The 23,277-nt window shown below is 41.6% G+C and carries 23 protein-coding genes and 1 pseudogene; 10 read left to right on the forward strand and 14 right to left on the reverse strand.

Going from position 1 to position 23,277, the window contains the following annotated elements:
* Nucleotides 1-7 precede the first annotated feature (7 nt).
* From WA1_RS62010 to WA1_RS45390, 3 genes are all read right to left on the reverse strand, one after another.
* Nucleotides 8-1,381 carry a serine/threonine-protein kinase gene (locus WA1_RS62010; protein WP_026134729.1) on the reverse strand — a complete coding sequence of 458 codons (1,374 nt, stop codon included), beginning with the start codon at nt 1,379-1,381 and terminating at the stop codon, nt 8-10.
* A gap of 232 nt (nt 1,382-1,613) precedes the next feature.
* Entirely contained in the window at nt 1,614-1,997 is a 384-nt protein-coding gene (locus WA1_RS45385; protein ID WP_017744167.1) for a toxin-antitoxin system TumE family protein, read from the reverse strand.
* On the reverse strand, nt 1,987-2,277 hold the full coding sequence (locus WA1_RS45390; RefSeq protein ID WP_026134730.1) for a hypothetical protein: 291 nt from the start codon (nt 2,275-2,277) through the stop codon (nt 1,987-1,989). Before WA1_RS45390 ends, WA1_RS45385 begins: the two co-directional genes overlap by 11 nt.
* A 156-nt stretch (nt 2,278-2,433) precedes the next feature.
* Here WA1_RS45390 and WA1_RS45395 point away from each other — a divergent pair, with 156 nt between their 5' ends.
* Nucleotides 2,434-3,474: a glutathione S-transferase family protein gene (locus WA1_RS45395; RefSeq protein WP_026134731.1), complete on the forward strand. Its 1,041-nt coding sequence runs from the start codon at nt 2,434-2,436 to the stop codon at nt 3,472-3,474.
* Nucleotides 3,475-3,641: 167 nt separating this feature from the next.
* Here the strand turns inward: WA1_RS45395 and WA1_RS45400 are convergent, their stop codons facing one another.
* On the reverse strand, nt 3,642-4,268 hold the full coding sequence (locus WA1_RS45400; protein WP_017744170.1) for a hypothetical protein: 627 nt from the start codon (nt 4,266-4,268) through the stop codon (nt 3,642-3,644).
* Between the two features lie 264 nt (nt 4,269-4,532).
* Between WA1_RS45400 and WA1_RS45405 the strand changes: the two genes are divergently transcribed.
* Both WA1_RS45405 and WA1_RS45410 read left to right on the forward strand, forming a co-directional pair.
* The gene (locus WA1_RS45405; protein ID WP_017744171.1) at nt 4,533-4,799 is read left to right on the forward strand and encodes a UPF0175 family protein; all 267 of its coding nucleotides are present in this window, start codon (nt 4,533-4,535) and stop codon (nt 4,797-4,799) included.
* Complete coding sequence (locus WA1_RS45410; protein WP_017744172.1) at nt 4,796-5,266, forward strand: PIN domain-containing protein; 471 nt, start codon at nt 4,796-4,798, stop codon at nt 5,264-5,266. The genes WA1_RS45405 and WA1_RS45410 overlap by 4 nt, the downstream gene beginning before the upstream one ends.
* Here the strand turns inward: WA1_RS45410 and WA1_RS60980 are convergent.
* Together WA1_RS60980 and WA1_RS57780 are read right to left on the reverse strand one after the other, a co-directional pair.
* On the reverse strand, nt 5,249-5,419 hold the full coding sequence (locus tag WA1_RS60980; protein WP_017744173.1) for a PIN domain-containing protein: 171 nt from the start codon (nt 5,417-5,419) through the stop codon (nt 5,249-5,251). The genes WA1_RS45410 and WA1_RS60980 overlap by 18 nt on opposite strands.
* Complete coding sequence (locus WA1_RS57780; RefSeq protein ID WP_017744174.1) at nt 5,419-5,556, reverse strand: hypothetical protein; 138 nt, start codon at nt 5,554-5,556, stop codon at nt 5,419-5,421. Before WA1_RS57780 ends, WA1_RS60980 begins: the two co-directional genes overlap by 1 nt.
* Before the next feature lie 132 nt (nt 5,557-5,688).
* On the opposite strand from WA1_RS57780, the gene WA1_RS45415 reads away from it, so the two are divergent.
* On the forward strand, nt 5,689-5,925 hold the full coding sequence (locus WA1_RS45415; RefSeq protein WP_017744175.1) for an AbrB/MazE/SpoVT family DNA-binding domain-containing protein: 237 nt from the start codon (nt 5,689-5,691) through the stop codon (nt 5,923-5,925).
* Nucleotides 5,926-6,126: 201 nt separating this feature from the next.
* On the opposite strand, the gene WA1_RS45420 is transcribed toward WA1_RS45415, so the two are convergent.
* Nucleotides 6,127-7,089, reverse strand: a complete 963-nt coding sequence (locus WA1_RS45420) for an ROK family protein (RefSeq protein ID WP_017744176.1) — start codon at nt 7,087-7,089, stop codon at nt 6,127-6,129.
* 65 nt (nt 7,090-7,154) lie between these two features.
* Complete coding sequence (locus tag WA1_RS45425; protein ID WP_017744177.1) at nt 7,155-7,898, reverse strand: Mut7-C RNAse domain-containing protein; 744 nt, start codon at nt 7,896-7,898, stop codon at nt 7,155-7,157.
* Between the two features lie 946 nt (nt 7,899-8,844).
* Here WA1_RS45425 and WA1_RS45430 point away from each other — a divergent pair.
* On the forward strand, nt 8,845-9,819 hold the full coding sequence (locus WA1_RS45430; protein WP_017744179.1) for a sucrase ferredoxin: 975 nt from the start codon (nt 8,845-8,847) through the stop codon (nt 9,817-9,819).
* Between the two features lie 88 nt (nt 9,820-9,907).
* Here WA1_RS45430 and WA1_RS45435 read toward each other — a convergent pair whose 3' ends face one another.
* Nucleotides 9,908-12,058 carry a tetratricopeptide repeat protein gene (locus tag WA1_RS45435; RefSeq protein ID WP_017744180.1) on the reverse strand — a complete coding sequence of 717 codons (2,151 nt, stop codon included), beginning with the start codon at nt 12,056-12,058 and terminating at the stop codon, nt 9,908-9,910.
* Nucleotides 12,059-12,163: 105 nt separating this feature from the next.
* Entirely contained in the window at nt 12,164-14,038 is a 1,875-nt protein-coding gene (locus tag WA1_RS45440) for an ABC transporter ATP-binding protein (protein ID WP_017744181.1), read from the reverse strand.
* A gap of 229 nt (nt 14,039-14,267) precedes the next feature.
* On the opposite strand from WA1_RS45440, the gene WA1_RS45445 reads away from it, so the two are divergent.
* Nucleotides 14,268-14,879 carry a hypothetical protein gene (locus WA1_RS45445; protein WP_017744182.1) on the forward strand — a complete coding sequence of 204 codons (612 nt, stop codon included), beginning with the start codon at nt 14,268-14,270 and terminating at the stop codon, nt 14,877-14,879.
* 28 nt (nt 14,880-14,907) lie between these two features.
* Here WA1_RS45445 and WA1_RS45450 read toward each other — a convergent pair whose 3' ends face one another.
* From WA1_RS45450 to WA1_RS45460, 3 genes are all read right to left on the reverse strand, one after another.
* Nucleotides 14,908-15,255 carry a hypothetical protein gene (locus WA1_RS45450; RefSeq protein WP_017744183.1) on the reverse strand — a complete coding sequence of 116 codons (348 nt, stop codon included), beginning with the start codon at nt 15,253-15,255 and terminating at the stop codon, nt 14,908-14,910.
* Nucleotides 15,256-15,447: 192 nt separating this feature from the next.
* Nucleotides 15,448-16,311, reverse strand: coding sequence for a fructosamine kinase family protein (locus tag WA1_RS45455; RefSeq protein WP_017744184.1), 864 nt, complete (start codon nt 16,309-16,311; stop codon nt 15,448-15,450).
* 153 nt (nt 16,312-16,464) lie between these two features.
* On the reverse strand, nt 16,465-17,769 hold the full coding sequence (locus tag WA1_RS45460; RefSeq protein ID WP_017744185.1) for a M16 family metallopeptidase: 1,305 nt from the start codon (nt 17,767-17,769) through the stop codon (nt 16,465-16,467).
* Between the two features lie 117 nt (nt 17,770-17,886).
* Here WA1_RS45460 and crtD point away from each other — a divergent pair, with 117 nt between their 5' ends.
* Nucleotides 17,887-19,407, forward strand: coding sequence for a C-3',4' desaturase CrtD (gene crtD, locus WA1_RS45465; RefSeq protein ID WP_017744186.1), 1,521 nt, complete (start codon nt 17,887-17,889; stop codon nt 19,405-19,407).
* Between the two features lie 285 nt (nt 19,408-19,692).
* Here the strand turns inward: crtD and WA1_RS45470 are convergent, their stop codons facing one another.
* Nucleotides 19,693-20,205 carry a MarR family winged helix-turn-helix transcriptional regulator gene (locus WA1_RS45470; RefSeq protein WP_017744188.1) on the reverse strand — a complete coding sequence of 171 codons (513 nt, stop codon included), beginning with the start codon at nt 20,203-20,205 and terminating at the stop codon, nt 19,693-19,695.
* 83 nt (nt 20,206-20,288) lie between these two features.
* Between WA1_RS45470 and WA1_RS45475 the strand changes: the two genes are divergently transcribed.
* The 3 genes and pseudogenes from WA1_RS45475 (at nt 20,289) to WA1_RS45480 (ending at nt 23,149) form a co-directional block, all read left to right on the forward strand.
* Nucleotides 20,289-20,759 (forward strand): GNAT family N-acetyltransferase, encoded by a 471-nt coding sequence (locus WA1_RS45475; RefSeq protein WP_026134732.1) that lies wholly within the window; start codon nt 20,289-20,291, stop codon nt 20,757-20,759.
* Between the two features lie 187 nt (nt 20,760-20,946).
* Nucleotides 20,947-21,159 (forward strand): annotated as a pseudogene (locus WA1_RS54185) (efflux RND transporter periplasmic adaptor subunit); the annotation flags it as partial.
* Nucleotides 21,160-21,892: 733 nt separating this feature from the next.
* Complete coding sequence (locus tag WA1_RS45480) at nt 21,893-23,149, forward strand: DUF4912 domain-containing protein (protein WP_017744191.1); 1,257 nt, start codon at nt 21,893-21,895, stop codon at nt 23,147-23,149.
* Nucleotides 23,150-23,277 lie beyond the last annotated feature (128 nt).

Raw genomic sequence — 23,277 nt, forward strand, 5'->3', positions numbered from 1 at the left:
ATTTAGTTTAAAAATAATTAGAAATCAATTTATTTAAAAGCTGTGACAAATTGATAAGAGCAAAAGATAATAATCCAGCAAGAAGAACTAGCAGTACAAAAACTCCCAGTCCATTTAGACCAGATAGGATAAGATTGGGAACCGACAGGCTTTGGTAAACAAAGAAAATAAATAACGTTGTAATTGCAGAAACAATAAATAAATAGGTCTTTTCTGAAATTGAGAGAGCTTGAAAAAAGATAATAGCTGCCAAAAGTAGCAACCAGATTCCAGAACTCATCCAAACTGTTTCTAAAAAACTCAGAAGGATCAGAGCCAAAAATGAGCTTCCCGCTCCAGCAATAACTGCTGATGGCAATAGTTTCTTGAGAGGCAAAGATGGGTCTGGTGGTTGAGTGTATGAGGGGATTGTTGAGGGCTGGTGCCGTGATAGTATTGTTGAAAATGAGCTGACTTGTGATGTGGAAGAATATTGTTGTGGTAGTAGGTTAAAATTTAAATCTTGTAAAACAGCCTTTGCTGATTGATAACGCTCTTGGTGATGAACTTGCAACAACTTATCCAGAATATGCGCTAATTCCTGACTGATGGGTTGTTGTACGTATTGTCGCCATCTAGAAACCCAGCCATAACCCTCTCTCAACCATAGGTCTATGGGATGAGCATTAGTTAACAGATGAAAGCAGGTACCTCCTAAGCTATAAAGATCGCTAGCTGGATAAGCCTCACCCTTTTGCATTTGCTCAAGCGGTGCATAACCAAAAGAACCAATATATGTTCCCGGTTGATGGTTTGTGGTTGTTGTAATTGTCTTCTGCTTTGCTACCCCAAAATCAATCAGCACCAATCTACCATCACTTTCCCTGCGAAGGATATTTTCTGGTTTGATATCTCGGTGAATCACCTGTTGCTGATGTACTGCTGCTACAACTGGTAACAAATCATATAAAAAACCTCGGATTTTTACTTCGTCAAACACCCCCTGCTGCTTTAACTCTTCCAACAGATTTTGCCCGTTGATAAACTGCTGCACTAAGTACAAGTAGTCATCTTGCTTGAAATAGGCATATAGGTGAGGAATTTGAGGATGCTCTCCCAAATGTTGCAACCGTTTTGCTTCTTGCTGAAATAACTCTGTTGCTTTTTTCAGTGACCAGCTACCTTGAACTTGTGGTGCTAGTTGTTTGACCACACAATGCTCATCCAGCTTATCTATATCCTCTGCAAGATAAGTACGAGCAAATCCGCCCCCTCCCAATGGCTTAATAACGCGATAACGATTTCTCAGTAGAGACACCAATTCTGCTCCGCAATTGACGCAGAACTTTGTTCCATCTGGATTTATAGGCTGAGAGCACTCAGGGTTTAGGCAGCAAAGCATACTATAATATTAATTTTTATTACAGAATATACATGAGAGTGTCTTAAGTGTTATCTAAGTAGATGTAACAAATAATTGAGTCTATAAAACGGTAACTCTATTATAGACTGGCAAAAAAACAGTTTTTCTTCTTGAAATGATACCCATTGCCCCATTTTTCACAAATCATTTATGATTTCTATATGTTAGCTCGCGATAAGCCGGGTACAGCTTGCCCTAAGAGCGCTCGTACTTATGCTTGTATTTTCTCTATTTCCTTAAGTACATCAGCTAAAAAAGGAGCATCTGAGCTAACTACGTTATCCTCTCTGCCATCGTGTTTATGATGAGGAAAGGTAGGAAGATTTAGTTTTCGATGATGTTCGGTGTTGTCGTAGCGAAAAATTAAATTATTCTCAGCATCCATGTATTGATAACTATACATTTTTCTATCTATAGTGATTTCAAGATAGAGAAATTCTCGGAAATGCAGTAAGGAATCATCTTTGAAGTGAATAATTCCTCGGATAAAACCTTCATATAGTCCTCTTTTTTCGTATTCTAAATTAAATAATTTTACCATTTCAAAGGATTGAATTAAATTATGAATTTCTTGGACATAAAGTTCAATTAACAAACTTAACCTCCTCTATGGCTTCTTTTGTCTTTCGTAAATGTACCAACATTCGAGATTCCCCTATCCATTCATCAAAGTCAAAACTGTGGGGGAATTCATCATTATTAAAGCGGATGATGAATTCTTCAGTAGCTAATTGATACTTGGCTTCAAATTCCTGAAGACGTGCTTCTGTTTGTTTAATCCCAGCTTCAATACTATGTAATCTTTCTGACAAAGCACTCTGAATAATTTGTCTGAGAGAGTCTGGATATTTTGAGCTTAGTTTTAGTTCAGCCATGGTTTTTTCTCGATAGTTTAAATATTTTCGGAATTTGTAGGTAAAATTGTAGCTGGCTGAGATTGTCATGTCCAGGGTAGGTTCAGGGTCAGCGGGTCTCAAACGCTATGCACGAAACTATTTCTGTTGAAATTTGTATGTTTGGGGGCGATCGCGATGAAAGTAGAGAGGACTAATAACAAAAGAAAGTCACTTCCACCAAAGCTCATAATTAAGCTAGGGAAGTTTGTTTGGGTCACTCTCTGGCATATGATGATGTCAAAGCTTGCTCCCCGCAACACCTCAGGAGAATACATTCGTCCAAGCAGTTATTTCCGGAAGTTTGTTCGCATAGAGGTTGACAGTCAATACCAAGCTGTAGCAAATCGCTACAGCTTGATAGTAGGAATGGGTTGTCCTTGGGCGCACCGTACTCTTGTTGTTCGAGCACTCAAAGGGCTGGAAAAAATTCTACAAGTGACTGTTGTTTCTCCTTCTCCAATAGAAGGGGGTTGGATCTTTAACCAGGATTATGTTGGTTGTCGCACGCTTGCTGAACTGTACCAGCTAGCTGAAGCGGGTTATACTGGACGGTGTACGGTTCCAGTTTTATGGGATAACCAGACTAAAACCATCGTTAACAATGAGAGTGCAGAAGTGATCGTCATGCTGAACTCGGAGTTCAACGAGTTTGCACAAAATCCGACTTTAGATTTGTACCCAAAGGAACTCAAACAGAAAATTGATGACTGGAATGATTTGATTTATACAAGTGTTAATAATGGTGTCTATCGTTGCGGTTTTGCTCAAACTCAGGAGGCTTACGATAAAGTTTGCAATGAACTCTTTACAACTTTAGATAAAATTGAGGATGTGCTTAGTTCAAATCGATACTTGTGTGGAAATACTGTAACATTGGCAGATGTCCGTCTGTTCACTACACTATTTCGTTTTGATAGTGTATACTACGGTCTTTTTAAGTGCAATCGTAGAAGAATTAAAGACTACCAAAATCTCAGCGCTTACCTGCGTGACTTGTATCAACTTCCTGGTGTTGCTGACACTTGTGATGTTGAAAGTGTAAAGCAGGATTACTACGGCAATCTTTTTCCCCTCAATCCGGGCGGTATTATACCATTAGGTCCTGATATGGCTTACCTTTATGAACCACACGATCGCGATCGCTCCTACACTAGAAGTGTAGGGCTATACAAATAAAGCCCGCCTGCGCGGGCTAGATTAAGTGAACTTCACCAGCATTTATTATAGGTAGGAGTGTTTGCAATACTGCTCGGATAAGCGAAAATTAGAACCCCGGTTTCTTCAAGAAACCGGGGTTCTGGCACCTTGACTATCGTTAACCGAGTAGTATTGGGAGTGTTTTTTTACTGTTCGCGAATCCAAAGTGCTAACCCACCTCCACGACCACGGGCTGCAATGAAGTTTTCTGTAACTAAGAAGAAGGCGAAAAAGGGTAGTTTAGCAATGGGTTGGTTGTAAAAATTTTCAGCCTGAACTTTACCACCTCTTACATTTCCACTGTAAATGGTTCGACCAAACAGTTGCAGTTGCACGCGAGTGAAATCAAATGCAAGCAGGTTCTTTTTTCCTAAGTACTGCGCCAATCCCTCAAATTTTAAGAATATTGGACTTAATTGAACGGAATTAGTAATTGCTCCTTTGCCTAAATTGCTGTCTTCTTGAGAAGCCGCACTAAAGGAAATATGGGCTGGAGTTAACTTAGGCATATAAAAGCCTTTACCCAAAACAATTCCTCCTCGCTTTCTCAATTTCTTTGTTCCAGTGGTAAAACACAGCCGCCATTTACCTAAAAGCAGTTCAAATGCATAAGTCAGTCTTTGTTGTTTGGCAGTTTTTTCTGCTTGTAGCAATGCATCGACAACGGATTCAGCAGAAGGACGTTGGTTTGTTTGTCCTTGATAGAAAGCAACTGCTTCAGAAAGCACGCTCAGAAAATCTGGGGAAACTTTTGATGTTAAATCAGTGGTCATAAAAATTTTTACCTGTTTTCTTTTCAACAAAGCTGACCAGACAAATTAGTTGTAAGAAGGCTGGGTGAAGCATCTTATCTAACTAATAACTTACCTTGACTAGATGCTGCTGATATATGTCTTTCTGTTTGTGGGTTCATGCGCGAACCCACACACATTGACATTGCCTGCATCCCCTCTTCCTGCAGGTCGGTTATCAGATGTACTTACTCAGCAAGATTTTAGAGCGCTAGAATAAAACTATTGCTATCGCTGGAATACTCTATGCAAATCACGGTTGAAATTCCTGATGAAATTGCCAAGCGATTAGACCAAGCACGGGGCGGTCTTTCTCGTCGGCTGTTAGAAGTGATTGTCGCAGATGCTTACCGTTGCAGGGAAATTAGTACATCTGAAGTCCGACAAATACTCCAGTTAGGGTCTCGTTTAAAAACCCATGCCTTCTTGAAACGGATGGGTGTTTATCTTAATTATGATGAGACTGAATTAGAAAAAGATATTCAAACCCTTAAAGAGTTCAGAGTGAAATGATTATTGTCTCTGACACTTCACCAATTTGTTACTTGTTGCTAATCGACCATATCAACATATTGAAAGAACTCTACTGTGTAGTCATAATTCCCCAAGTTGTAGCTGATGAGCTAAATGCTCCTGAGTCACCGCCTGTTGTCCGGAATTGGATTGCTAATCCTCCTGATTGGCTACAAATTCAGACTGTGGAAGCACGCAAAATTTTAGGATTGGAAAAACTTGACCCTGGTGAACGAGAAGCAATTTTATTAGCAGAGCAAATCAAAGCTGAATTGGTCATTTTAGATGACAAAGCAGCAAGACACATAGCTATGGAAAGAGGTTTAAAAATTATTGGACTGTTGGGTATTTTGAAGGATGCTGCTAGCTTTGGGCTGCTAGATTTAACAACTACTTTTGAAAGACTACAAGAAGCTGGCTTTTGGGTAGCACCAAATCTGCTTAAACAATTACTGAAGAAGGATTAAAGTTAGGTCCAACCAACCACGCATTTGTTCTTCAACTGTAATCACAGTTATAGCAATTGCCTCTGTTTTTACATTATTTACACGCTGTTTCACCAGAGAATGTTGTTTTTGAAAAAGTGTAAGAGTATCTGTATCTAGTATCCACAAACTCATTAAATCTTATCCTCTGTACCCATTTCTGTATCAAGTTCGCGCCGGTAAGCTTCGATATTTAATACTACCTCATCAAAAAGAGAATTATCTTTATACATTCCGGCAAATTTCATCCAAGGATGTTCGGATTTTGGCATCCTTCAATCGATTGCAGCATGAGCGAGCTTAATTCATATCATATAATTGTAAATGATTTTGCAACATTAGCATCATTTATCCACACTGCTTCCTATAATTAAGGAGATAGCAATAATCAAAGCAAGTTAAAGATGTTTACCCAGAAGCTAACATTGGAAATTCCAGAATCACTATTTGAAGAGTTAAATCACCTGTCTGAGTTAACTGGTCAATCAGTACAATCCTTGGCATTGCAAAGTATCACGAGTAGCTTACCTCGCTTTCGTGACAAAGTACATAACTTAGATGAGCTACTATCACGGGTAACAACGGATAATTTACATGGTGAAATTGATAGTGGAGAACCTGTAGGTCGTGAAGTCAACTGATTCTGAGTTATATATTACTAAGCAAGGCGACATCATTAAAATAGAATAAAACTACTGCTATAGCTAGAATACTCTATGCAAATCACGGTTAAAATTCCTGATGAACTTCAGTAATATCTACCTTTAAATCAGCTTATTGCATTTTCCAAGACGCTTCATTCAGATCCCCGACTTCTTAGAGAAGTCGGGGATCTAGGGAGTTTACAACCCCACCATAGCAAGCGCCACAGCCCCCCATAAAGGCGCATCATCCCCTAGCACAGCCGGAACAATCTCAAAATTTACCTCTGGTAAAGCAGTCTCCCGCGCCACCTTTTGCAAAACAGCCCAAAAATTCTCCCCAGCTTTCGTCACACCACCACCCAACACAAATCGCTGCGGATTCATCAAATTCGCCACATTCCCAATCCCTATACCCAAAGCCCAACTAGCCCTATACAAAAGTTCCCCAGCCAATTCATCCCCAGCCGTCGCCGCCTCACTTACCACCTTCCCCGTAATCAACTCCAAATTATCTCCCACCAACTCCCTCAAAATCTCTCCTCTGCGTCCTCTGCGACTCTGCGGTTCATTCAACAAAGCCTCCCTTGCATCCTGCGCCATATAAGGTCCCGACGCCAACCTTTCCACACACCCCCGCTTCCCACACAAACAAACTGGTCCAGAAGGATCTACAACCATGTGTCCAATTTCACCAGCCATCCCTTCCGCACCCCACCAGGGCTGACCTTTAATTATCCAACCACCGCCCACACCAGTACTGACAGTCATATAAAACAAGCTATCGTATCCCTGACCCGCACCAAAGCGATACTCGCCCAAAGCCGCAACATTAGCATCATTATCCACACTACACGGAACGCCAAATTCTTCCTCTAACAACGTCCTTAAAGGTATAGCCTCCCATCCAGGGACATGATGAGACAACCGCACTATCCCAGTTGTTGCATCCACTGGTCCCCCAAAGCTAACACTGATCGCATCCGGTTTTTTCCCTTGTAGCACCGAAGCAATGAGCGATCGCATAATCTTCAAATCGGTATCAGCATTGGTATTTGTAGGTGACAAGCGGCGTTCATAACCCAACCATTCTTGAGAGCCTGCATTAACAGTCGCTGCTGCTAGCTTTGTACCACCAAAATCAAGGGCTAAGATTAATGTCATGGATAGTGGATATTGGATAGTGGATAGTGGTTAGTGGTTAGTGGTTGGCAATTAACAACTAACCACTAACGATTATGAATAACTGAATCAATAAACTGTTGCAATTTTTCATAATGAGACCCTTTCCAGTACACCTGTTTGCAGTTTTGACAGCGATAAAATTCGTTAACGTACAAACGAATGCTTTCTGGCAATTGGTCAACAATCGCTTCCTTTGGGACAGGTTCAAGCAACCCATTACAGCGCAAACATCTTTGAAAGGGCGATACTAATTGATACAAGTTAAAGCGTTGCATCACTTCCACAATTTGCTGCTGTGGATCGGTGTTTCTCACGTAATATCCATGTAACACAATGCGTCTCATCAACAAACCGCAATCGCGAGTTAACAAAATCCGTTCTTGGGTACTGGAGATCTGAGCTAGTTCTTCGTCTGCGTAATCGTTGCGGTACAAAGTATCAAAGCCCAATAAGCGTAAATATGTTGCCAATTTACCTAAATGAATATCTAAAACAAACCGAATAACAGTTGGGAGTTGAGGTCTTGTTGAAATGTTGGATACAGTGGAACCTTTAGCAGAAATTGGATAGACACTAATTGTATCTCCATTTTGGACTATGTAGGAAAAATCTACATACATACCATTCACTTCAATACAGTCCACTTCTGGATGAGGGACACCTAAAGCTTCAATCATATCTTTTATCGAGGCTCGTTCGGTGAAGGAATGTTCTATGCTAACCTCCCTTTTCTGGGTGGACAAGAAATCATTTAACTCTGCATAAAAGCGGAAAGAAGCTACAGCCATAAGCAATTTAAAGTCATTATTTTAAAATTACTGGGTTACCAACCTAGAGAGCCAGCCACTGACCGAGAGTCTTAGCTTTTTTATCCAAGCAGAGAATATTGAATATATTATATCCAAATAATAAAACTCGCTTTCAGTGGGCTTTTCAGCTAATCAATGCCAGTTCATATTAGATTAACTTGTACGATTCCATTTAAAACTTAAGTAAAGATTAGAAAAATTAGCAAATACTTGCTTTTGTTATTAACTTCAGTTAGAGTCGTAGCAGAACCACTGCTCTGACTGTTGAGATCATTTTCAGACAGTTAGATGGTGTGAAAAAATGACTGAGAGTGTCTCAGACAAAGTATGTCTCAGGATATTGCAATATCTGCCTAACACCAGTCAGAAGGCAAAAGGTTTTGCCTTAAAATTAAGTCAATTATCCTGAAACCGCTAAGTAGAAGTACCTCTTCAGGCATTAAATGCTAATGCTGAAGAAACTGACATTAACGGTCAGTAGTTGCTATTATTTAGTATTAAGCATAGGAAGTGCGATAGTTAGCTAGGTAACCAGCTAACTAATAAAAGTTAGTGTTTTCTTTTTTTTGTCACACAATTGAGAATATTTAGCAATATGTACCTATTAACAGACAGACTAAAACCATTTTTTCTCAAACAATTTCTTAAAGAAAATTGTACAAAAAAAGCTATTTTTGACACTCGACAACTTGTTTTTCAGCAGGACTTACGCAAAAATTGCTAGAAACCTTGATTTATCGAACCGCCAAGACGCCAAGAGCGCCAAGAATTCGTAGAGCGTGCGTAAGTCCTGTTCAGGAAGAATATGGGTATTTTTTGCAATCTCTCTGTTTAAAATATTTCAATTTAACCGTAAAAAACTTCCAATTTCAAAGCAAATACTAATATCCTTAGTCCGTTAAAACACATTAACTAGTAGAGGTAGATGAATACTTTCTTTTGTTCTGATAATTCACGAGAAGTGGGAGAAGATCTTATTGGTAGTGCTAGCAATTACCAAACTTATATATTGGTTGAATGTCCTCCTCCTTGGTCACCAGAAGCAGTAGATTCCAGATGGATTCCTGAGAGTTTACAGATGTTGATTAAGGATATAAAACGACAGAAGCTGCCAATTTCGTTTCTTTTAATTAGCAATAACTCATCACATAAAATTGAACAAACAACCCTTCTGATTTACCAAAAAAAGGAGGGGCTGAGCAATGGGTATCACAAGCAAGAATTTTGTTTGACAAATATTGAACAAGTTGCAACTGTTATCAAAAATTTGCTGAGCGGCAGTATCGATTATGAAGTAGAAACAAGTACAACTAGAGATATACTAATCTGTACCCATGGGAATCGCGATCGCTGTTGTGCTCGATATGGAAATCCTTTTTACTTTCATGCAACAACCTCCGTTTTTAGCTTGGGATTGGACAACACTCGAATCTGGAAATCCAGCCACATTGGCGGACATCGGTTTGCACCAACAGCTATAGACTTCCCTGAAGGAAGATACTATGGTGGTTTAGATCAAGAATCATTTAAGTCAATTTTGACACGTAGTGGTGATATTAATTCCTTGACAAAAGTCTACCGAGGCTGGGGAATTCTACCAAATGCAATTCAGGTTTTAGAGAGAGAACTCATCTTGCGTCACGGATGGGATTGGTTTGACTACAAAGTAACAGGTAAAATTATCCAGCAATATTCAGAGGGAAAAATGGTGCTGGGTGAGATAACTTTTGAAAAACCAGATGGCTCTGTGTGCTGTTATCAAGCTAAGCTTGTAAAAGATGAAACCAAAGCTGTAAAAATTAAAACTTCTTGTAGCTCTCCACAAGAAACAGTTGTTGTCAACTATGCAGTTGATAGTCTCTGGCTTGCTTCTACTAAGCTTGCAACTTGTAGTAAGTAGTTAGTGGTTAGTGGTTAGTGGTTAGTGGTTGTAGAGGTGCTTCAAACAACACATCTGTACCACTAACTATTTAATTCTTACTAAGACATTAAATTTCTAAAGCTTTGAAAAGTGGATGTTCCCGAATCGCATCAAATATTGGATCGGTTTTAGCCTCATTGAGAACTTCTTCTGAATTGAGATTGATAGCTTGTTGTAGGTTTTGAATTACCAGTGGTACATTACCCTCTAAAGCATAACAACAAGCTTTGTTATACCAAACATCATAGAGGTCAGATTTTAGTTGAATAGCTTTATCAAAAGCTGCGTGAGCTTCCTCGTAGCGTTGTAAATTCATTAAAGCAATACCAAAACCCCCCCAAGCGCAGGGATAGTCAGATTTCAGTTCAATGGATTGCTCGTAAGCTAAAAGTGCATCTTCATACTGTTGTAATTTCTCAAGTACAGCGCCGCGCCAAAACCAAAAATTATAAAATTCCGAATAAATTGCAATTGCCTTGTTGAAGGACTCAAGTGCAGCTTCATACTGCTGTTGTAACACTAAAGCCCGCCCCTTCTGAAACCATGAATTGCAATCATCTGGTCTGATGTCAATAACCTTATCATAAGCTGCGATCGCTTCTTCATAATGCTGTAATTTTTCTAAAATCATGCCTTGGTTATACCAAGCTTGATAAAAATCTGGTTCAATTTCAACCACCTTACCATAAGCAGATAGCGCCTCTTTATCCCGTTGCAGTTTTTCCAACAAAACCCCTTTTTCATACCACGTGTTAGCGTCTTTTGGTTGGCGTTTTAGCAAGCGATCGTAGCAGATTATAGTTTGCTCAAATGAAGCCAAAGCCTCATCTTGACGTTGCAATTTTTCTAAAATCAATCCGCGACGATACCAGATATTTGCATCTTCTGGTTGGTACTTAATTTTTTCGTTATAGACAGCCAGAACCTTTTCGTACTGCTGTAATTTATTTTCTAAGACTCTGACTTTGCTCATCCAAGCTGAAGAATTTGGTTGCAATTTTGTTGCTTGCTCATAAGCGCTAACGGCTTGTTCATAGCGATGCAATTTGACTAACACATCACCTTTACCTACCCAAGCATCTGCATAGGTTTTCTGATATTGGATTGCCATGTCAAAATCAGCAAGCGCTTCTTCATAGCGTTTTAAATCTGTTAAAATATAACCTCTATTACTTAAAGCTTCTGGAAAATCTGGGTTGAGTTGCACTGCTTCGGTATAGACAGCCAAAGCTTCTTCTATCTTTCCTAAATCCTTGAACACAATTCCTTGGTAATACCTAACATTCGCATTGTCGGGTTGGATTGCTGCTGCTTTATCGTAAGAATTGAGCGCTTCTTCATATTTTTGCATACAGTACAGTGCATATCCACGCAAAAACCAAGAATCAAAGTCCTTGGATTCCTTTTCAATAGCTTTATCAAAAGCTGCGACTGCCTCTTGATACCGATTGTTAGAAAGAAATTGTTTCCCTTTGTGATATAAATCTTTTTTCTTATCTCGAAATAGCCATAATATAAAGATTAATCCTAAGATAATAAAAAAGGAATATTGGCTAAATATTGCCCCTCCTTCCGATGCCAAATCTGGCGCAACACCAAGCAATCCACTAATTTTATGTGTGATATCCCATAAAAACTTATTAAACGGACGGGCGAACCATAGCAATCCAATCAAAATCCAAATACCATACTTGCCTACTCTGTTTAGTTCAACTTGAATGTTACGGGGTAACCAAGGTTCAATAATGCCATAACCATCAAGAGAGGGAATAGGCAATAAATTAATAAAAACAACATAGACATTCAGGACAATAACATAAGCCAAACAGGTCATTAGATAAAACAAAGACCTGCTGTCATTTTGTAATAATTGAGTATGCCAACCCGAGAGAAAAGGCAGCGATAGTAATACCACAACAAACATATTGGCAATGGGACCCGCCGCCGAAACAGCACTTTGCCACCAACGATTGCGTAATCGATGGTGGTTAATGTAAACTGCACCGCCTGGGAGAGCAATACCACCAAGAAGGAGAAAAAAGAGTGGCATGACTAAGCTTAAACCCGGATCGGTATATTTGAGAGGATTAAGGGTGAGATATCCCTTTTCCTTGACTGAAGTATCTCCACCCCAATATGCCACTACTGCATGACCAAACTCGTGCAAACATAAAGACACCATCCAACAGAAACAGATGAAGACGGCAAACAGCCACATTGATTTTTCTCCAAAAGGGTTGGTTGTTGGTTGTTAGTTGTTAGTTGTTGGTTGTTAGTTGTTAGTTGTCAACCACTAACCACTAACCACTAACTATTAACTAACTCAACTTCCCAACATTTGCAAATTATGGAGAGTTGCGTACATTCCTCCTTGACGCAGTAACTCTTCATGGCTTCCTTGTTCTATGAGTTCTCCTTGCTTCAGTACAAAAATCCGATCCACATTGCGGATGGTAGACAGGCGGTGAGCAATGATAATGGCGGTACGTCCTGACAAAAGCTTGTGTAGCGCTTCCTGAACTAAAGCTTCTGTGACCACATCTAAACTCGCAGTGGCTTCGTCTAAAACCAAAACTTCTGGACTGCGAATTGCTGCACGGGCAAAAGCTAAGAGTTGTTTTTGACCACTTGAAAGATTGGTGCCTCGTTCTCGCAGTTGGGTATCATATCCTTGAGGCAATTGCTCAATAAACGAGGCTACGTTTGTCTTTTCTGCTGCTTGCTGAATTTCCTCAACACTGTAACTGTCTCCCAAGCTAATGTTGCTCTTAACATCACCAGCAAATAAAAAGCCATCTTGCAAAATGACTGCCATGTAACGTCGCAGATCTGCTTGGGGTACTTCTCGAATATCTACACCGTCCACAAAAATACGCCCTTTACTAGGTTCGTAAAGACGACATAAAAGACGAATGATGGAACTTTTCCCCGCACCTGTCGGACCTACCAATGCAATTTTTTCTCCAGGATTGATGGTGAAGTCTAAATCTTTGATGACGTATTCATCATCTTTGTAGGCAAACCAAACATGTTCAAAGCGGATTTCTCCTAGTTTAGGTTGCAAATTAGGAAATGCAAGTTGATCTGTGATTTCGTCAATGTACCCCAATCTGGAATCTAAAATAGAAAATCTGGGATTTGCGCGATCGCGAATTTCTATCGGTTCATTCAAAACTTCGCTGACACGTTCAACTGCAGTAAAACCAGCTTGAATGACAGTAAATTTTTCAGCAAATTGTTGTAGGGGTTGGAACAACCGTTCGGCATACAATATAAAAGCAGATAAAATCCCGAAAGTCAAGTTTTGCTGTAATAGCAAATAACTTCCTACCCATAAAACCACCCCAATGGCAATCAACGCAGTCCATTCAAGTGTTGCTGAAACAGCAGAATCGAAAAAGATACTGTTATCAACTTCACGAATGTAACGGTTGTTTGTCGAGCGAAACAACTCTGCGTTAAATTTTTCCCGCCGAAACAGTTGCACGACATTGATACCAATAATATTTTCTTGTAGCTGAGAATTCAGTGCCGAAATTTCTTCCCTTGTTTTGTAATTGGCTTTCCGGTATTGCTGCTGAAAATAAATAATGACTCCTGATACTGGTACGAGCATCAACAGTAGCAACAAAGCAAGCTGCCAATTGATAGAAAACATAAAACTAATAATCACAAGCATGGAAAATAAATCTGACACAATGCCAATTGCGCCAGTCGCAAATACATCTCCCAACACTTCCACATCGCTGGTGAGTCTGGTAATAATTTTACCTACAGGCGTCCGATCAAAAAAACGCACTGCTAAAGATGTTACGTGATGGAATAAGTCTTTTCGGATTTCTGCCGTGATTTTTTGTCCTACCGTCTGTACTAAATAACCCTGAAAACCAGTTAATGTCAGTCTGATAGCTACTGTTATCAGTAGCACAACTTCGATAATCTGTAGCCCCTGTAACATAGGGCGATTTCTGAAAAACTCGTAGGTATTGGGTTCATTGCGAATGAGAGAAATTGCCTGTCCGATAAGCAGGGGTTGCAAAGCGTTGCTGAGGGCTATAGGTACGAGTAACAGCATTGACAGCGCTAGCAATTTTCCATGACGACGGGCATAAGGTACTAAACGCAAAAATAACCGCCAGTCATTTTCACGCCGACGGTACTTTGTATCAGAATTTGTTAGAGTTGTAGAATTATTCATAATATAGAGATTATATTAATTTTTACAATAATAAAGGTAGTCCCTTATCAATGTAGTGTTTCCATTTCTACCTTGACACCATGCCAGAGATTGAGACCTTGGTTTTTGGTGAGTCCGCTCAGGCGGTGACATCCTTAATAAGGCTGAGTGTTTTTTTACATTGAGGTTAAAGCCTTTGACTGAAAAGGGGAAAACTATTATTACCTATCCTGTCAGTCACAAACAAAAAATGCTACAAAAATCTCTACCTAAGTTTTTAATATTACCTTTTTCCCTTATTTCCTGGTTTTCTTGCGGCATTATCTTTAATTCAACAGCTTCTGCTTTACCAGGACAGTCTACAGAGAATGTTGCTGCTTGGATTAAAGCACATCCCACACTCCGCCCATCAAGCGCAGAGCGATTTTTTGTACAAAAGAGCGACACAGCTGCTCAAAGATTCTCTTTTCAAGCATCAGTGCTAGCAGCTGGGAAAGTGGGATTTACAAGAGACCGTAGTAAAATTCGCAACGAACGGATTGCAATGTTCGATGCTGTTAATGGCATGACATTCGATCGCCTTCAAGAATCTTTACGAGCCATTTATGGGTTAGAAATCTACCAAGACTTCAAAAATGCTCGCGTTGTGTACGAATATCCCAATCAAAGTACAGTTAATGCTTCGCGCTTTGCAAAAACTCCAATCAAAGAAGCTTTGCAGGGACAGTTACGTGTAGGCGATCGCTATGCTTACTGGATAGAAGTCGCGCAACCCAGGGATGGGAAAGCATTTACAGGTCAAATGACCGTTTTACTGAAATCCGATTTAGATAAGTTAGAGTCAGAGTTAAAAGTTCGTTAGTTCTGGTCACTGGTCATTGGTCACAGGTTTAATGTAAACTTTGCCACACACCTGAAAAAATACTTTCAGTTGCGATCGCAATTCTCAGCAAATCTTCCTTTAGCAGTGGCGGCCATTCAACCCCCGCTTTACGCCCTGCTGCAAATAATTGTTGAGTTTTAATAGCCAACTGGTACAAGGCATACACTATCTCCCTGTCCATCATGGTGGCATCCTTCAGACCTTCAAACACCACCTTCATTGCCAGCAAAATTGAGGTGATTTGACCGGGTACTGGAGGCTTTCCCTGTTGGAGACGAGTCAACAGAGCATCTGGGCTATCCTCATTTGTTACCGTTTGGTCAATCAGGAATTTGCGAGCAGTTTCGTAATTCATTTCTTAGGATATCCATTACACCTGTGCTGACCTGTTACTTAACCAAGTTTTTAAACCAGTATATAGTAGTGTACCTCACTCAAATCCTGTGGTCTTGCCATTTCAGCGATCGCATCTTAAATATGTCTGGTTTACTTACCTCAGAAACTGAGAGTGTTTAGGTGCTAACGCTTTTATATTTCTGTAGAAAATCTATCTCAAAATTTCAGCTATCATCCGGTTGGCTTGGGACGAGTAACTACCACCAAATAAAATGAAATGATTGAGGATGTGATACAAATTGTATAAAATTTTTCGCTTCTCGTATCCTTTATCTAGAGACCATACTTCGTTATATCCTTTATAGAAAGCAGCAGGGAAACCGCCAAAAAGTTCCGTCATGGCAATATCGACTTCGCGATCGCCATAATATGTTGCTGGATCGAAAATCACTGGTTCTCCCGATACAGTACACCCAGCATTCCCAGACCACAAATCGCCATGTACGAGTGAAGGTTGGGGTTTATAATTTGCCAATAACTCAGGAATCGCCTCAAGCAACTCTTTTTCTTGAGGAAAATGACCGTGTCGCCGCCGAGCCAATTGAAATTGATAACCCAAGCGATGCTGAGTATAAAATTCTAACCAATCTGCTGTCCAAGTATTAATTTGAGGCGTAGAACCAATAGTATTGTTCATGTCCCAACCAAAACCTTGGTTACTGGTAGATTTATGCATTGCTGCTAGTTTCCGTCCCATTTCTTCCCAAGATTTGGTATTCCCCGAATTCATTTCCAACCATTCCAACACCAAATAGCTGTGGTTTCCAGCGACACCAGAGCATATTGGTTTGGGAACGCGGATTGTTGCTGTTTGATACATTTGCTGTAAGCCTAGGGACTCCGCCTGAAACATATCAAGTTTCAATGCTTGGTTGAGCTTAACAAAGTAGGTGCGCTTACCATCAGAGACTGCATAACCTTGGTTGATGCATCCGCCACTGATTGAGCGTTGCTGTGAAGACTTAAATTGTTCGCCTGTCGCTTGACTAATATAAGCATCTATTTCAGTCCACATAAGAATGGGGAGTGGGGAGTGGGGAGTGGGGAATGGGGAAGGTGGGGCCCCCTCTGGGGATAAGGGGTAATGGGGGTTAAGGGTTAGAGGTTAGGAAAGAGTTTGTAATTTCTTTACTCTTATCCCTACTCCCTACTCCCTACTCCCTACTCCCTAATTTATCGGTTTAAGCACGACAACACCATAAGCATCTGGAGAAAGATAATCTTGGGAAGCTTGCATTAAGTCAGTTGCATCTAGGGTTTGAATGATATTGGGGTAATTAAATGCAGGCTCCAAGTCACCTACCATGGATTGGTAATAGCCGTATAAATTAGCGCGATCGCTTGGCGTTTCATTGCCAAAAATAAACCTGTTAGCAACTTTTGTCCGAATTCGGTCAATTTCCGCTTTTTTTACCATCTCCAATTGTAGATGGCGAATATGTTGGATGATTCCTACTTCTACATCTGGTAAATTTTCTACCGGACAATGAGCCAAAATATAAAAAGTTCCTTGTAACTGTTGGGTAATATTGCTAACAGAAATATGAGAAACCAGTCCTCGTTCTTCTCGTAAATCTTGTACTAGTCTTGATGTCAAACCGTGTCCGAGAATCCCCGCCAAAACATCTAACGCATAAGTACGCTCTAGTTGAGCTAACCCTGGAACCCGCCAAACGATCGCCAATCGTGCTTGTTGAAGACTTTCATCAACAAATTCTCTACGAACAATGTCTGTAAATGGAGGTTCAGGGTTCAATAGGGAGTAGGGAGTAGGGAGTGGGGAGTGGGGTGTAGGGGCGCAATGCCTTGCGCCCGTATAGGAGGAGTATCCTTCAGCAACAATTGCGATTAACTCATCCACAGGCAAATTACCAACAGCCACAGCAGCGATCGATCTTGGCTGATACCAAGTTTTATGAAAATCCCTCATTTGCTGGGGCTGAAGTTGCGAAATGACTGATTCCAGTCCCAAGACTGAACGTCGATAAGGTAGTTTATCAAACGCTGTCTCCATTGAGCGTTGAAAAGTGCGACGACGTGGATTATCTACGGATCGCCGAATTTCTTCTAAAACGACCAATCGCTCTCGTTCAAAGGCTGCATCAGGTATACTAGCATTGAGTACCACATCAATTTGCAGTGGTGCAAGCTCCGCAAAATCTTTCGGAGCAGTGGTTATGTAGTAGTGAGTGTAATCCTGGCTGGTAGCGGCGTTTGTCACAGCGCCTCGCTCTTCAATTCGGCGTTCAAACTCGCCGCTCACCAGTTGCTCGGTTCCCTTAAACACCATATGCTCTAGAAAGTGAGCCACACCATTAATTTCGTCAGATTCTATGGCTGAACCAACATTAATCCACAAGCTCAGGTTTACAGCTTCAATTGGCATCTGCTCGGCAACTATTGTTAAACCGTTGGGCAATTGGTGCAGTTTGGGAGCGTTAAGGCGAGGAAACTTCAGCAGGGTTGATGTCATTGGGACTACTTAAGATGAGCCTGTACTCTTCTATCTTACTAGTCGTCAAATCTACTATTTTTGATACATATTTTATAGTTTATGATAGAAGTATTAAGAAATATGTAGCAGATATCAATGCCCGGTCATATTGTGAGCAATAGCAAATCTCGTGTCGCAGTTATCGGAGCCGGAATAGGCGGGCTAACTGCTGGTGCATTATTGGCACGCAAAGGGTACAGTGTTTTAATTCTGGATCAAGCCCTTGTCCCTGGGGGATGTGCTTCGACCTTCAAACGCAAAGGATTTACCTTTGATGTGGGAGCAACTCAGGTTGCTGGTTTAGAACCGGGAGGAATTCACCACCGCATTTTTTCAGAGTTAGAGATTGACTTACCAGAAGCAACACCCTGCGATCCGGCGTGTGCGGTGTACTTACCCGGTGAGAAAACGCCAATTAATGTTTGGCGCGATCGGTCGAAATGGATTGAAGAACGACAACGGCAATTTCCTGGTAGCGAACGGTTTTGGCAGTTGATGGCTACTTTGTTTAAAGCTAGCTGGAAATTTCAAGGGCGAGATCCAGTATTACCGCCGCGTAATTTATGGGATTTGTGGAATTTGACTAAGGCAGTACGTCCCGATACACTTATAACCGTTCCTTACACGTTATTTACTGTAGGGGATGCTTTGTTTGCATATGGGCTGGGACATGACTACCGATTGAGAACTTTTTTGGATTTGCAACTCAAGTTGTACTCTCAAGTTGATGCTCAAGAGACAGCTTTACTTTATGCAGCAACAGCGTTGAGTGTATCCCAAGAACCCCAAGGGCTTTACCATCTTCATGGAAGCATGCAGGTTTTGAGCGATCGCTTGGTAGAAGCTTTGGAAAGATATGGCGGTCAGTTGCTCATGCGCCACACCGTAGAGCATATTAAAGTCGAGAACGGCAAAGCAACTCATATCGTCATTCGCAATCAAAGAACTGGAGAGGTATGGACAGAACCCGTTGACCATGTTGTTGCTAATGTGACAGTGCAAAACCTGGTGCAGTTGTTAGGAGAAAAAGCGCCCAAAGGATACAAACAACGAGTGGAAAAATTACTCCCTTCATCCGGTGCATTTGTAGTGTATTTGGGTGTTGATGAAAGTGCTATTCCCTCGGAATGTCCTCCCCATCTTCAGTTTTTATACGATTCTAACGGTCCTATTGGTGACAATAATTCCCTATTTGTATCCGTAAGCCGTCCTGGAGATGGTCGCGCCCGAGAAGGACAAGCTACAATTATTGCTTCTTCTTTTGTCGATCCAGAGCAATGGTGGCGTACTGAAGATTACGAAGGTTTAAAACAGCACTATACACGAGATGCGATCGCGCATCTTGCCAAATTCTTCTACTTAAAACCAGAAACGATCGTTCACGTAGAAGCAGCAACTCCTCGTACTTTTGCCCATTACACAGCGAGAGATAAAGGCATTGTTGGCGGTATCGGTCAAAGAATACCCACTTTCGGTCCTTTCGGTTTTGCCAATCGTACACCGATCGAGCATTTATGGCTTGTAGGCGACTCTACCCATCCAGGGGAAGGTACTGCTGGGGTGAGTTACTCGGCGTTAACTGTGGTAAGGCAAATTCTAGCAGAGTCATTAATATGAGCAAGAAGTTTTAATTTGGATTGAGCAACTTTATCATCAAAAAACTTTAGCTTCTAACAAACATAGATGGTAAAGCAAAGCCTAAGTTGAATATTTAGTTCTACGGAGATTAGTTATGAGAATAATACCCAGTAAATTTTTTGATGATTTTCAAACTTACCAAAAACAAGAATGGACACCTTCAGATATTTCTGATGGATTTAGACCTCAAAGAGAACATGATTCCAGGGTGGCAATAATTTCGGTTTAGCCTACGATTTTTTCCGAATTCTGCATTCACTCGTGTTAAGTCAATTCACTGTAACGGTTACCCACTGGACAATTCAGACAGTTTGTTTCATCACATAAGCGGCAGATAGTTAAGGCGTTATCCTTCGTTTTTGTCAGGGAAAATAAGATTTGGTTACTGATGCGGCACAAATGTAGGCGGTCTTTTGAAGATAGAGAAGCGATCGCTTCCTCAATTGCCAAGAGCCGCGCTTGATGGATCTTACTCACCAGAGCTTCCCCTTCTGGGGTCAATTTCAACTCCACAGCTCTGCGATCAACAGAGCAACGTTCACGGAGCATCAATCCTTGTTTCTCCAGTCGCTCTACAAGCCTCACTGCACCTGGATGCGACATCCCAAGGGCGCGGCGCAATTGTTCAATTGGTATCCCAGGTGCATGTCTTACCAAGCAAAGAGCCTCAGCAGTCGGCCCTGCATCATCGATCATTCGCTCCGCTGACTGGGCAACCAAATCCGTCAAGGCAAGGGCTAAAGCCCCCACTAAATTCGCAAGGTTAGAGTTTTCCATAACTCAATTATATGCGTCATGCATATTGACATCAAGCAAATCTGATAGTTATTATATGCGTCATGCATACAATTAAGTTTTCCATGATCCGACCTACAAAACCCGAAGATGCAGCGGCGCTGATTGCCGTAGCCAACACAATCGGTTTCGAGCCGAACGAACTTGAGGAGCTCGGTAAAATGCTAGCTGACTACTTCGGTGGTAACACCGACAGCGATCCCTTCTGGATCACCGACTACGATGACAAAGACGGACCGGTGGGAGTCGCCTACTGTGAGCCTGAACGGATGACCGATCGGACATGGAATCTACAATTGATCGCCATTCGCCCCGATCACCAAGGACAAGGACGCGGTGGAAAATTGGTGCGTTACGTTGAAGAAACTTTGAAGGCGCGTGGTGGACGAATGCTATTGGTGGAAACCTTAGCAAGCTTAGAGCGCACACGGACGTTCTACGCGAAGTGCGGCTACAAGGAGGAGGCTTGCATCCGGGACTTCTACACGGCCGGCGCTGATAAGATTGTGTTTCGTAAAGTCTTGAATGCGGACTAGACTACAATAAGCGGCTTACTATCTGGTTGGGAAATAAAGCCTGATGATTCTCATTCCACTATTTGTCCAATTATTGAAACTATAGTTAGTAAACAGTACGACCAGTTAGCTGCTGTTTACGATCTACGTTGGAAAAGTTATATAGCTAACACACTATCTTTCCTGAAAACCTGGGCAGAGATATCAACAAGCAAGCACAGTTGAACAAAGTTCAAATTTTATTGCTAACCTGCGATCGCATCGTTCAGTTACTCTGCGTCCCAGAATTCAAGGACAGATCAGTCAGATTTTTGTGAGATCCGGCGATGAGGTAAAAACAGGTACACCAATTTTGCAAATCGATGCGGAAGAACAAAAAGCAGCTGTTAGCAGTGTGGATGCAGCTGCAATGGCGGCGCGGTACTTTTCCATAATGTCATCAAAAATTGATATTTGAACGACCATTTAGATACTAACAACGCTCCTCAAGAGTGCAAATGTCAGGATATGTTAACATACTGATCCCCAAATGGCTGATAAATCCGTGGAAAACGTAAAAGTGTATAGTGAACCCCCTTGATCCCTACTGAGGTTTATTGGTTAATATTTACTTAACAAAGGTTCCTCTACTCCCAAAGAAAAAAGTGCTAATTTTGGCACAATTAGGGAATTAAAAGGGAGTCTTTAGACCCTGGTCGAGAACCTTACGACTAAGGTCGGGGGCTAAGTGAAATCCTGAATCTGGCAAGCCTATCTCTTTGCAAGATTGTGTTTGAAAGGTGTAGAAATATGCCGCAACGTATCTGTGCATTCCGGGCTATTAAATCAGGTTTAGAGTAGCGTCAGAGCGAAAAGTAAAGCCCTAGAATTTTGGCACATTGCACTTAATTCTCATACAAGAGAAAAAGTGACAGTATCAACACTAGGGAAAAGAAGGATCCACCTTCTCCTTGTACTTTCCTTTCCACATACCAAGTGTGGGTTATCTGGGAAAAATTTTTGACCTGCAATTTAAAAAAACACTAAAAAAGTTAGAAAACTCGGCAAAACCAGGAGTCAAGAATAAGAAGTTCATCTGGATTTTGATGGCATAACACAGCCACGTATTAACCAGGGGATATTAAGAACCTTTCAAACGACTGGAGGCCAAATTCATGGCAAAAGAACGCCCACCGCTAGAAGAGATGACATTGCGGCAGCTACGTAAGGTAGCTAGCGAGTATGGCATCTCTCGATATAGCAGAATGAGGAAATCGCAATTGCTGGCAGCGATTCAAGAAGTCCAGCGCAGTAAAGTTTCTCTCAGCCAATCTCGTTCATTGGAGGCACAGGAAACCGTGGAAGCAGCAAAATTTGAGTTAGGTCAGGTAGATCGTACTGGTGGAACTCTCTCTGATGTTGATGAAGGACTCGCGGATCTGCCTGCAGGTTATGGAGACAGCCGGATTGTCCTCATGCCTCGCGATCCTCAGTGGGCTTACACCTACTGGGATGTCCCCAACGAGCACAAAGAAGAACTGCGTCGCCAAGGGGGACAACAACTGGCTCTGCGTATCTACGATGTCACTGATATCAACTTGGAATATCAAAGCCCTCACAGCATTCAAGAATATCCTAGTGATGAACTGGCAAGGGAATGGTATCTTCCAGTTCCTGTCAGCGATCGCGACTATGTCATCGACATCGGTTATCGTTGTGCTGATGGTCGTTGGTTAGTCCTAGCTCGTTCTGCGCCCGTCCATGTTCCTCCTGTGTATCCTTCTGACTGGATTGAGGATGTTTTCATCACTGTCAACTTTGAGGAAGAGCTGCGCGGCAAAACCCTTTACGAACTCGTTCCTCCTGCCAAGAAAGTTGCTCCTGCTACTGCTAGTAGTACTACTAATGGCAACGCAATTTACGATCAAATATTTGGCATGGCAGAGTCTGCGGAAGCATTGCGGGTTGCTGGTTCTCTGTTTGGTTCCATGCAACACGTTCCCGGATCTGTGGTTCCACAGCAAGCCATCAGTTCCTACGTCTTCCCATCTGGTGTCGGTATGTGGGCAGTTCCCACTGTGTCCGGCTTGACAGAATCCGGTATCGGTATGTTTGCATCTGGTGCTGGCTTCTCTGGCGATGTACCCATGCGCCCACGCAAGTTCTGGTTAATTGCTGATGCCGAGTTGATTGTTTACGGTGCAACCGAACCCGATGCTACTGTAACAATTGGCGGTCGTCCAATTAAACTGAATCCGGATGGGACTTTCCGCTTCCAGATGTCCTTCCAAGATGGTTTAATTGACTATCCAATCATGGCTGTCGCTGCTGATGGCGAGCAAACGCGATCGATTCACATGAAGTTTAATCGTGAAACCCCATCTCGCAATACCAATACTAAGGAAGAAGCTGTTTTAGAATGGCTCTCTTAATGCCTGGATTTTAGATTTTGGATTGACCGAAATCTTTGAAAAGTTGATTCTCCGCTACAATTGTGCTGTGGCGGAGTTTTTATAGTTTACTCCCACCTCGCAATCTCGATCCGGTGGCTCCACCTGGG

The sequence above is a fragment of the Scytonema hofmannii PCC 7110 genome, assembly GCF_000346485.2.
Classification (GTDB): Bacteria; Cyanobacteriota; Cyanobacteriia; order Cyanobacteriales; family Nostocaceae; genus Scytonema; species Scytonema hofmannii.

Coding starts and splice junctions, on each gene's coding strand:
- WA1_RS45440 (WP_017744181.1), bottom strand. CDS start 14,038: ATGAATAATTCTACAACTCTAACAAATTCTGATACAAAGTACCGTCGG.
- WA1_RS45415 (WP_017744175.1), top strand. CDS start 5,689: ATGTTTACCCAGAAGCTAACATTGGAAATTCCAGAATCACTATTTGAA.
- WA1_RS45405 (WP_017744171.1), top strand. CDS start 4,533: ATGCAAATCACGGTTGAAATTCCTGATGAAATTGCCAAGCGATTAGAC.
- WA1_RS45475 (WP_026134732.1), top strand. CDS start 20,289: ATGATCCGACCTACAAAACCCGAAGATGCAGCGGCGCTGATTGCCGTA.
- WA1_RS45410 (WP_017744172.1), top strand. CDS start 4,796: ATGATTATTGTCTCTGACACTTCACCAATTTGTTACTTGTTGCTAATC.
- WA1_RS45480 (WP_017744191.1), top strand. CDS start 21,893: ATGGCAAAAGAACGCCCACCGCTAGAAGAGATGACATTGCGGCAGCTA.
- WA1_RS57780 (WP_017744174.1), bottom strand. CDS start 5,556: ATGCCAAAATCCGAACATCCTTGGATGAAATTTGCCGGAATGTATAAA.
- WA1_RS45445 (WP_017744182.1), top strand. CDS start 14,268: ATGCTACAAAAATCTCTACCTAAGTTTTTAATATTACCTTTTTCCCTT.
- WA1_RS45435 (WP_017744180.1), bottom strand. CDS start 12,058: ATGTGGCTGTTTGCCGTCTTCATCTGTTTCTGTTGGATGGTGTCTTTA.
- WA1_RS45450 (WP_017744183.1), bottom strand. CDS start 15,255: ATGAATTACGAAACTGCTCGCAAATTCCTGATTGACCAAACGGTAACA.
- WA1_RS45395 (WP_026134731.1), top strand. CDS start 2,434: ATGAAAGTAGAGAGGACTAATAACAAAAGAAAGTCACTTCCACCAAAG.
- WA1_RS62010 (WP_026134729.1), bottom strand. CDS start 1,381: ATGCTTTGCTGCCTAAACCCTGAGTGCTCTCAGCCTATAAATCCAGAT.
- crtD (WP_017744186.1), top strand. CDS start 17,887: ATGCCCGGTCATATTGTGAGCAATAGCAAATCTCGTGTCGCAGTTATC.
- WA1_RS45455 (WP_017744184.1), bottom strand. CDS start 16,311: ATGTGGACTGAAATAGATGCTTATATTAGTCAAGCGACAGGCGAACAA.
- WA1_RS45425 (WP_017744177.1), bottom strand. CDS start 7,898: ATGGCTGTAGCTTCTTTCCGCTTTTATGCAGAGTTAAATGATTTCTTG.
- WA1_RS45470 (WP_017744188.1), bottom strand. CDS start 20,205: ATGGAAAACTCTAACCTTGCGAATTTAGTGGGGGCTTTAGCCCTTGCC.
- WA1_RS45460 (WP_017744185.1), bottom strand. CDS start 17,769: ATGACATCAACCCTGCTGAAGTTTCCTCGCCTTAACGCTCCCAAACTG.
- WA1_RS60980 (WP_017744173.1), bottom strand. CDS start 5,419: ATGAGTTTGTGGATACTAGATACAGATACTCTTACACTTTTTCAAAAA.
- WA1_RS45390 (WP_026134730.1), bottom strand. CDS start 2,277: ATGGCTGAACTAAAACTAAGCTCAAAATATCCAGACTCTCTCAGACAA.
- WA1_RS45430 (WP_017744179.1), top strand. CDS start 8,845: ATGAATACTTTCTTTTGTTCTGATAATTCACGAGAAGTGGGAGAAGAT.
- WA1_RS45420 (WP_017744176.1), bottom strand. CDS start 7,089: ATGACATTAATCTTAGCCCTTGATTTTGGTGGTACAAAGCTAGCAGCA.
- WA1_RS45400 (WP_017744170.1), bottom strand. CDS start 4,268: ATGACCACTGATTTAACATCAAAAGTTTCCCCAGATTTTCTGAGCGTG.